This is a genomic window from Nocardia sp. NPDC002869 (genome assembly GCF_046764065.1).
Taxonomy (GTDB): Bacteria; Actinomycetota; Actinomycetes; order Mycobacteriales; family Mycobacteriaceae; genus Nocardia; species Nocardia rhamnosiphila.
This window is the reverse complement of record NZ_JBKOOL010000220.1, coordinates 1-8110: the sequence shown is the minus strand read 5'-3', so window position 1 is coordinate 8110 and position 8110 is coordinate 1. Positions and strand designations below refer to the sequence as shown.

Genomic DNA, 8110 nt, shown 5'->3' with positions numbered 1-8110 from the left:
CCGGGCCCGCGCGCACCCGGGGCCGGGACGTACCGCCGGATCGGTACCGTTACCGCGTGTCCACCGGTCGTATCCCGCTGCGCTCCTACACCCCCGCCGAGGACGTACTCGCCCGCGGCCGGGCCGTCCGCGACCGCGTGCCGCCCATGGTCCGGAACCGCGCCGTGGGCACCGGCGGACGACCGTCGGTGGTGGAATTCGTCGAGGCGAGCAACGCCGGTCGGATCGAGGAGCTGATCCCGCTGCGTATCGGCCGGATGATCGCCTCGCCGTTCGCGTTCTACCGGGGCTCCGCCGGGCTGATGGCCGCCGATCTGGCGGGCAGCCCCGATACCGGCTTCACTGCCCAGCTCTGCGGGGACGCCCACGCCGGCAACTTCGGCCTCTACGGCACCTCCCGCGGCGAGATCGTCATGGATATCAATGATTTCGACGACACCGTGCCGGGCCCATGGGAATGGGACCTGGAGCGGCTCGCGGCCGGCCTGGTCCTGGCGGGACGGGTCGGCGGCGCGAGCGAGGAGGAATGCCGGACCGCCGCCGCGGACGCCGCGCGCAGCTACCGGCGCGTCGCGGCCGTCCTCGCCGAACGGCCCTTCCTGACCACCTGGTCCGCGCTCGCCGACGAATCCGTCCTCGACCGCGTCGAGGCCGAGGATCTGCTGGACAACTTCAAGAAGGCCGCCAAGAAGGCCCGGAAGAACAACAGCGACAAGGTCGTGCGGAAGTGGACCCATATCGACGACCACGAAACCGGTATCGACAGGCACCGTTTCGTCGCCGACCCGCCGCTCCTCACGACCGTCGGCCAGGAGGTCGAGGACGCGGCCATCGATGCCCTCGAACGCTACGGTCCGTCGCTGCGGGAATCACGGCAGGAGTTGCTGAGCCGGTTCGCGGTGGCCGATATCGCGTTCCGCATCGTCGGTACGGGGAGCGTCGGTCTGCACAGCTATGTCGCACTGCTGCACGGCAATTCGGGCGAGGTACTGGTCCTGCAACTCAAACAGGCGGCGCCCTCGGCGCTGGCGCCCGTACTCGGCAGCGCCGCGCCGAGACACGAGGGTAAGCGAATCGTGCAGGGCGCCAGGCTGGTCCAGACCGAGACAGATATTCTGCTCGGCTGGACCACCATGTCCGTACCCACCGCCGACGGGACCCGCGAGCTGCCGTTCATCGTCCGTCAGTTCCGCAATCTCAAGGGCGGGATCGCCCCGGAGGAACTCGAACCGCACGACCTCGACGACTACGGCCGGCTGGCCGGAGCGCTGCTCGCCCGTGCCCACGCCCGCTCGCTGGATCCACGTTTGATCAGCGGTTATCTGGGCGACGACGAGGATTTCGACACCGCGATCGCCGAGTTCGCGGTGCGTTACGCCGACCGCGCCGAGGCCGATCACGGCGAACTCGTCGCCGCGGTTCGCGCCGGTAAACTTCCCGCGCAGGAGCCGGACCGGTAGTTTCGAAGGGGTGCGCCGCACAGCCGGCGCCGCCACAGCCTCGGCTCGGACACCATTGCCTCGGCTCGGACGCGAAGGGCGGTCACCATGCTCGTGCAGGTACAGAACAGCACCGACAGCGTTGCCGAACGTGCCCTGGTCGATTGGCTCAGCGGCTGGGACGGCGCGGGGAGCCCGCAGGGAGTCGCGACGGTGAACTGCGGCCTCGTCCATCAGGGCGAGGCCTACCATTTCGACGCCGTGGTGTGGACGCCCACCAGTTGTGTGGTCATCGACGTCGCGGGACTGCGTTCGCCGCACGGCGGCACCCTGCAGGTCCCGCTGACCGGCGACTGGACCCTCAACGGGGTGCGCGCCGAGCTCGAGACCAGCGACAACCGTTCACCGCTGGACCGTTCCCGCGAACACACCTTCGCCCTGCAGACGTGGCTGGCCGCCCGTGGGCTGGGACAGCGCGCGGTGCACGGTGTCGCGCTGGTCGTGCCCCTGCAGAACGCGCCCGTGCAGATCGAGCAGAAGGTGCAGGACCCGAGTTTCGATGTGATCCTCGGTGACGACGGGCACGGGCTGCGGGAGTACTTCGGCGTGCTCGCCCAACGCGAATCGCACCGCTGGACCGCCAACGATGTGGCGGTGTCGTTCCGCGGGATGGGGATGCTGCCGTACCTGCCGGCGCCGCAGCGCCTGCTCGAAGAGGGATTCCTCGGCCCCATCGATGTCACCCTGTGGCACGGCGGCCCGGCCCAGGCCGAGGCCGAACAGTACGCCGAGGATCTCGCCGAGTACGAACGCGCCGCCGGGATGCGACGGTTCCGCTCCCCCTGGTACAGCCCCTGGCGGCTGTACCCGCGCGAGGTCGGTGATATCGACTTCGGCCGCGCCGCCATGCGCGCGGGCTTCGCACTCGGGATGTTCGTCGCAATCGCCTGGATGCTGTGGTTCCTGATCACCGCCTTCCTCACCTACGGCCCCGGGTGAGCATCGCGGGCCGGACTGCGGCGCCCCGGGGAACTACAGCTAGGGCCGACCTGGTGCCCGCGTAGTCGGTCATGATCACTCGCGGCGCAACTCCTGCCGGGCCATTCCCGCGACTGAACCGACCGGTGCTGGACGCCCCGTTCGCATTGCCTGTCGGACGCTCGGACACCGCGCTGTCCGGGCCCGGTTGCCTACCTGGCCGTCTGTCTTGCACGGAGACCGCTGGGGAAGAGACACCTTTGTGCCGCTCTGGAACGCTCGAGCTGGTCGCCGCCTGTGGCACCTCCCGCGCAGAACCACCCTCCGACCCTGCGCACCCCGCGCAGCCCCGTCCCGGCTCCGGCCATGCGCGTCCTGCGTGCCCCGGGCGCTCGCTCCGGCCATGCACATCCTGCGTACCTCCGCGGCCGCTGCGGCCGCGTGCGAATCGCGGATGGGCTTCGACCGGCTGCGCCCACTAGGGTCGGACCGTGAGCACAGCATCCGGGGCGCCGGATCCGTTCGGCGCGAACCGGCCCACCGGCCGTATCCAGCGGATGGGCGAAGACCGTCCGGGAACACCGGACGCGGCCGACGCGCACCCGAACCACACCGGCACCGCCGAAGCGGCAGGCACCGCCGAACCCCGGCGGGTCCGCGAGCCCGGCAGCACCGCGAACCCGCTCACCACCGCGGCGACCGCGGCCGCCGGCGCGACCGTCGCGGTGGCCCTCCCGTGGTCGTTCCCGCCGGGCGGCGGCGAGACCACCTTCGATCTCGCGGTGAACGAGCAGGTCGATCCACGATTGGATCCGCGGCCCTGGATCGCCGAGGTACTCACCCTCGCGACCAATACCGGGGTGGTCCTGGCCATCCTGTGCGGTGGTGCCGCCTGGTTCGCCTGGCAGCGCAAATGGTGGGAGACCACGACCATGGTGCTGGTGCCGGAGACCGCTGTCGCGATCAACGCCTGGGCGTTGAAACCAACGTGGTCGCGCCCCTTGCACGACTATCTCGCCTACCCCAGTGGCCATACCGTGCACCTGGTGGCAGTGGTGACCACACTGGTCCTGCTGCTGCGCTCGGTGCGCGCCCGTGCGGTGATCGTCGCGCTCACGGCCATCGCCTGGTGCGGGGCGGGCATCGGGATGGTCGCGCTGGACTATCATCTCGCCACCGATGTCCTCGGCGGCGCCGCGGCCGGTATCGCGCTGGCCATCGGCCTCTACTGGGTGGCGGTGTACCTCGCCCGCCTCGCGGGGACCATTCCGGTTAGACCGGCCCGGGCCCCGCGTACCGACTAGTGCCGCTCGTACACGCTCGCGTCGTCCAGCATCGCGGCGCCGAGCATGGACTCCGGCACACCCAGCGCCTCGACGAGCGTGAGGGCGTCCGGGCGGAGTCGGTCGACGAGTTCGTTCACCCCGCGCCGGATCGCCTTGGCCCGTTCCACCGAGATGAACCGGTGCATGATGTACCAGGCCGAGTTCTCCTCGAGGATCGAGTACACGTACAGATCGCAGACGGTTTCGGCCAGCCGGCGGGGCTCCTCCTCCTCGATATCGGCGATGCCCTCGATGAAGGCCTCCAGGATCAGCCGGTCGATATGGGCGGCGCCCGCGGCGAGAATATGGTCCTGGGCGTTGTTGAACGCCTCGAACGGCTCGGTCTCCTCGGCGCGGGCCCGCAACCGGTGCGCGGCCGTGCGGGTCAGATAGTCCTCGCGGTCGGCGAACAACGCCAGTTGCGTATCGCGGCGCCCCAGATCGCCCTCGTCGACCGTCTCGCCGCCGCGGTCGCGCAGGGTCTGGATGAGCTGGCGCACCCCGGACCGTTTCCGCACCACATCGCCGGCCATGGTCGCGGCGAACCGAACCCAGCCCAGCGCGTCCAGATCGCGGATCTCGTCGGCGTAGGAGGTCAGGATCTCCTTGGCGACCAGCTGAGTGAGCACCACATTGTCACCCTCGAAGGTGGTGAACACATCAGTGTCCGCCTTCAGGGTCACCAGCCGGTTCTCCGTCAGGTAGCCGGCGCCGCCGCACGCCTCGCGGCATTCCTGGATGGCGCGGGTGGCGTGACGGGTCTGCGCCACCTTCAGGCCGGCGGCCCGCTTCTCCAGCGCCCGCTGCGCCCCGGGTGCCAGATCCTGACCGGTCTGTACCAGGTGCATCCGGCGGACGAGATCATTCTGCGCGAACGCCAGCGCGTAGGAATGCGCGAGCAGCGGCAGCAGCCGGCGCTGATGCATCCGGTAGTCCAGCAGCAAGGTCTCGTTGCCGTTGTCCGGATCGCCGAACTGGCGGCGCTTCAGCGCGTACCGCAGCGCGATACTCAGCGCGACCCGGGCGCCGGCCGCCGCGGCGCCCCCGACGCTGACCCGCCCACGGACCAGGGTGCCGAGGGTGGTGAAGAAGCGCCGGCTGGGGTTGTCGATCTCGGAGCGGTAGGTACCGTCCGGTTCCACATCGGCGTAACGGTTGAGCAGGTTCTCTCGCGGAATCCGCACCTGGTCGAAGACGATGCGGCCGTTGTCCACACCGGGCAGCCCACCCTTGCGCCCGCAGTCGGAGGTAGTGACACCGGGTAGATCATTGCCCTGCTCGTCCCGGATCGGGACCAGCAGACAATGCACCCCGTGCTCGCCCGCCGGGGTCCGCAGCTGCGCGAAAACGGCGGCCATCCGCGCGTGTTGTGCGGCGCCGCCGATGTAGTCCTTCCGCGCCGAGGGGGTCGGCGTGTGGATCACGAATTCCTCGGTGGCCGGGTCGTAGGTCGCGGTGGTCTCCAGATTCGCGACATCGCTCCCGTGGCCGGACTCGGTCATCGCGAAACAGCCGAGCAGATCCAGCGAGATCAGCCGCCGGATGTGCTCGCGGTGCCGTTCGGTGCCCAGGTTCTCCACCGCGCCCCCGAACAGCCCCCACTGCACACCGGACTTCACCCACAGCGACAGATCGGCGTAGGCCAGCATCTCGAGGCCGACGACGGCCGCGCCGGGTTCCCCGGTGCCGCCGTTCTCCCGCCGGAAACCCCGTTCGGCGTAATCGAGTTTCGCCAGCGACCGCATCTGCTCCAGCACCCGGGCCCGCGCCTCGGGCAGATCCAGGTCGGGATCGCCGGTGTACTCCGGGCCCGCGAGCTGAGTGCGGGCCTGTTCGCGGACCTCGCCCCACGGCCCGTCCAGTGCCGCACGTAAACGGTGTGCTGTCGAAGTGCTGCCGGTGCTCATACTTCCGACCCTAGCGGGCCCGGCCGGCGGGGCCCGTCACAAACCGCGCATGGCCGGAGCGAAGGCGGAGGTACGCACACGCGGCGGTGTAACGCAGAACACGTACTGTGTAACGCCCCCGCAACCGGGTATGGCGTCTGTGGAGACGGCCCAGGTCAGCGGGATGATCGGGACGTTTTCTCCAATCGGCATGTCAAATAAACCGGTCCGTAACAAACGTCACAATTTCCAGACCCCGTTTGTGGTGGAAAAGAGGCCCCTCCGGCCACTACCTTCGCGGCTATGGCTGCGCAAGGAATTCTGGAAGGAGCGACTTCCCAACCACCGATCTCCCCGGACCCGTCCGGTTACGCCGACAGGCGAAATCCCCTGCGCCTGCCCGTCCTCACCGGCGCCATCAGCAAGCTGGTCGCCGATCGTCCCGCCACCGCCGACACGATCGTGTCCGCCCCGGCACCGCTGCAGCCCATCGATCTCTCCGATGACGCCGCGGTCGCCGAGGTACTCGATCTCGCGGTGCGTATGGGTGAGGTCGTGCTGGCTTCGGGTTCGGCTGTCACCGATACCGAAACCACGGTGCGGTTCATTGCCGCCACGTACGGGCTGTCGGCCTGCGATGTCGAGGTCACCTACAACGCCATCCGCATCTACGCGCACCGCGGCGCGCGGCTGCCGTCGGCGAGTTCGATGCGGGTCGTACAGTACCGCTCGCTGGACTTCACCCGGCTCGCCGCGGTGGACCGGCTCACCCGCCGCATCCGCCGCGATGTCGTGCCGCCCGACCAAGCGCGCCAGGCCCTGGATGCCATCACCTCCGCGCCCCATCCGTACAAGCGGTGGACGGCCACCTTCGGCTGGTCGCTCATGGCGGCCGCGATTTCGCTGCTGCTCGGCGGCGGGTTCCTGGTGGCGGCGCTCAGCTTCGTCACCACGGCGTTGATCGACCGGACCAACCGGGCGCTCAACCGGCGCGGCCTGCCGTTCTTCTTCCAGCATCTGGTGGGCGGCGCGATCGCAGCCGTCCCCGCGGTCGTCCTGGCCGCCTTCGCCGGGCCACTGGGTATCTCGGTGAGTCCCACGCTGATCATCGCGGCCGGGATCACGGTATTGCTCAGTGGTTTGAGCCTGGTGGGTTCGGTGCAGGACGCGATCACCGGTGCGCCGATCACGGCGGCCGCGCGCATGCTCGAACTGCTGATGATGACCGGCGGCATCATCGCCGGTATCGCGCTGACCCTGCGCATCGGCGAGATGTTCGACGCCACGGTTCCTTTGGACATGAGCCCGGGGCACGGGCTGTCGAATCTGCCGGTCCAGGTCGTGGCCGGTGCCGTCGCGGCGCTGGCGTTCGCGCTGGCCTGCTATGCGGAGCGGCGGGCGCTGGCCGCGGCCGCGGGCAGCGGGGCCATGGGCACCATCTGCTATCTGATGGTGATCACCGCCGGATTCGGTCCGGTCGTCGCCGCGGGTGCGGCCGCCATCGTGATCGGCCTCGTCGGTGGTCTGTTCGCCCGGCGCGCGCTGACTCCGCCGCTGGTCGTGGCGCTCGCGGGGATCACCCCGCTACTGCCCGGCCTGAGCATCTACCGGGGGCTGTACGGCCTGCTCAACGACGAACTGGCGCGCGGCGCCAACCAGCTGCTGGCCGCGTTCGGTATCGGCTGCGCCCTGGCCGGCGGCGTGACGCTCGGTGAATGGTTCGACCGGACGGTGCGCCGCCCGCCGATCCTGCGCAAGTTCGGCAACCTGCGCCGCCCGGTGGTCAAGCGCAGGAAGCGGCCCACCGTGAACCTGGGCAAACGGCGCCCGACAGTGAACCTGGGCAAGCGGCGGGCGACGCCGCCGGGCCGCCACCCCCTCCGCGTTCCCGTGCAGCACTCGACGCACCCGGAAACCTCGGTGGCTCTGCCTCCCGGTTTCCCCGCGGCGGGGCAGCTGCCGCAGGTGCCGAAACTCGCGGCGCCGCAGCGGCCCACACCCGCCGCGGCGCCGGCGCCCCGGACCCCCGCCCCGCAGGTGCCCGAACCGACCGGGCGCGGGACGGCGCCGGTACCGGAGTTCGATCGTGGGACGTGGACGCGCGACCTGGATCCGGCGCCGGTGGGCCCGCCGCCGGTATGGACCGATGTGGCACCGTCGGCATTACCCACCGAGATGCTGGAAATGCCGGCACTGCCGGCGGACCTGGTGGGTCTGCCGGGCGGACCACTGGGTGTCACCGAGGACATCCTGCCCACCGAAGCGATGCCGATCCTCGTGCCCGCCGAACCCGCTGGTCTCGCGGAAGCGGTGGGCGTGGGCGAACCTATGGGTGTCGGCGCGGCGGACGCGCGGCTCGCGCCGACCGAACCGCTCCCCGCCGCGCTGTGCCCCGACGGCCGCTGACGGAGAAACCCTGACCGGGCGCCGGAGCCGGTATCGTCGGGGTGTCGACCGCCCGGTCGCGCGGTGTGCCCGGCAC

General features: G+C 70.2%; 5 protein-coding genes. 4 read left to right on the top strand and 1 reads right to left on the bottom strand.

Going from position 1 to position 8110, the window contains the following annotated elements; translation table 11 throughout:
- Positions 1 to 56: 56 nt before the first annotated feature.
- The 3 genes from ACLML9_RS26445 (at position 57) to ACLML9_RS26435 (ending at position 3721) form a co-directional block, all read left to right on the top strand.
- Positions 57 to 1460: a DUF2252 domain-containing protein gene (locus tag ACLML9_RS26445; RefSeq protein ID WP_411948058.1), complete on the top strand. Its 1404-nt coding sequence runs from the start codon at positions 57 to 59 to the stop codon at positions 1458 to 1460.
- Positions 1461 to 1547: 87 nt separating this feature from the next.
- On the top strand, positions 1548 to 2438 hold the full coding sequence (locus ACLML9_RS26440; protein ID WP_411948057.1) for an NERD domain-containing protein: 891 nt from the start codon (positions 1548 to 1550) through the stop codon (positions 2436 to 2438).
- A 470-nt stretch (positions 2439 to 2908) separates the two neighbouring features.
- Entirely contained in the window at positions 2909 to 3721 is an 813-nt protein-coding gene (locus tag ACLML9_RS26435) for a phosphatase PAP2 family protein (protein WP_411948056.1), read from the top strand.
- Here ACLML9_RS26435 and ACLML9_RS26430 read toward each other — a convergent pair.
- A complete protein-coding gene (locus tag ACLML9_RS26430) occupies positions 3718 to 5649 on the bottom strand; it encodes an acyl-CoA dehydrogenase (RefSeq protein ID WP_411948055.1) in 1932 nt (643 codons plus the stop codon). The two genes, ACLML9_RS26435 and ACLML9_RS26430, sit on opposite strands and share 4 nt — an antisense overlap.
- Positions 5650 to 5931: 282 nt before the next feature.
- On the opposite strand from ACLML9_RS26430, the gene ACLML9_RS26425 reads away from it, so the two are divergent.
- Positions 5932 to 8034 (top strand): threonine/serine exporter ThrE family protein, encoded by a 2103-nt coding sequence (locus tag ACLML9_RS26425; RefSeq protein ID WP_411948054.1) that lies wholly within the window; start codon positions 5932 to 5934, stop codon positions 8032 to 8034.
- Positions 8035 to 8110 lie beyond the last annotated feature (76 nt).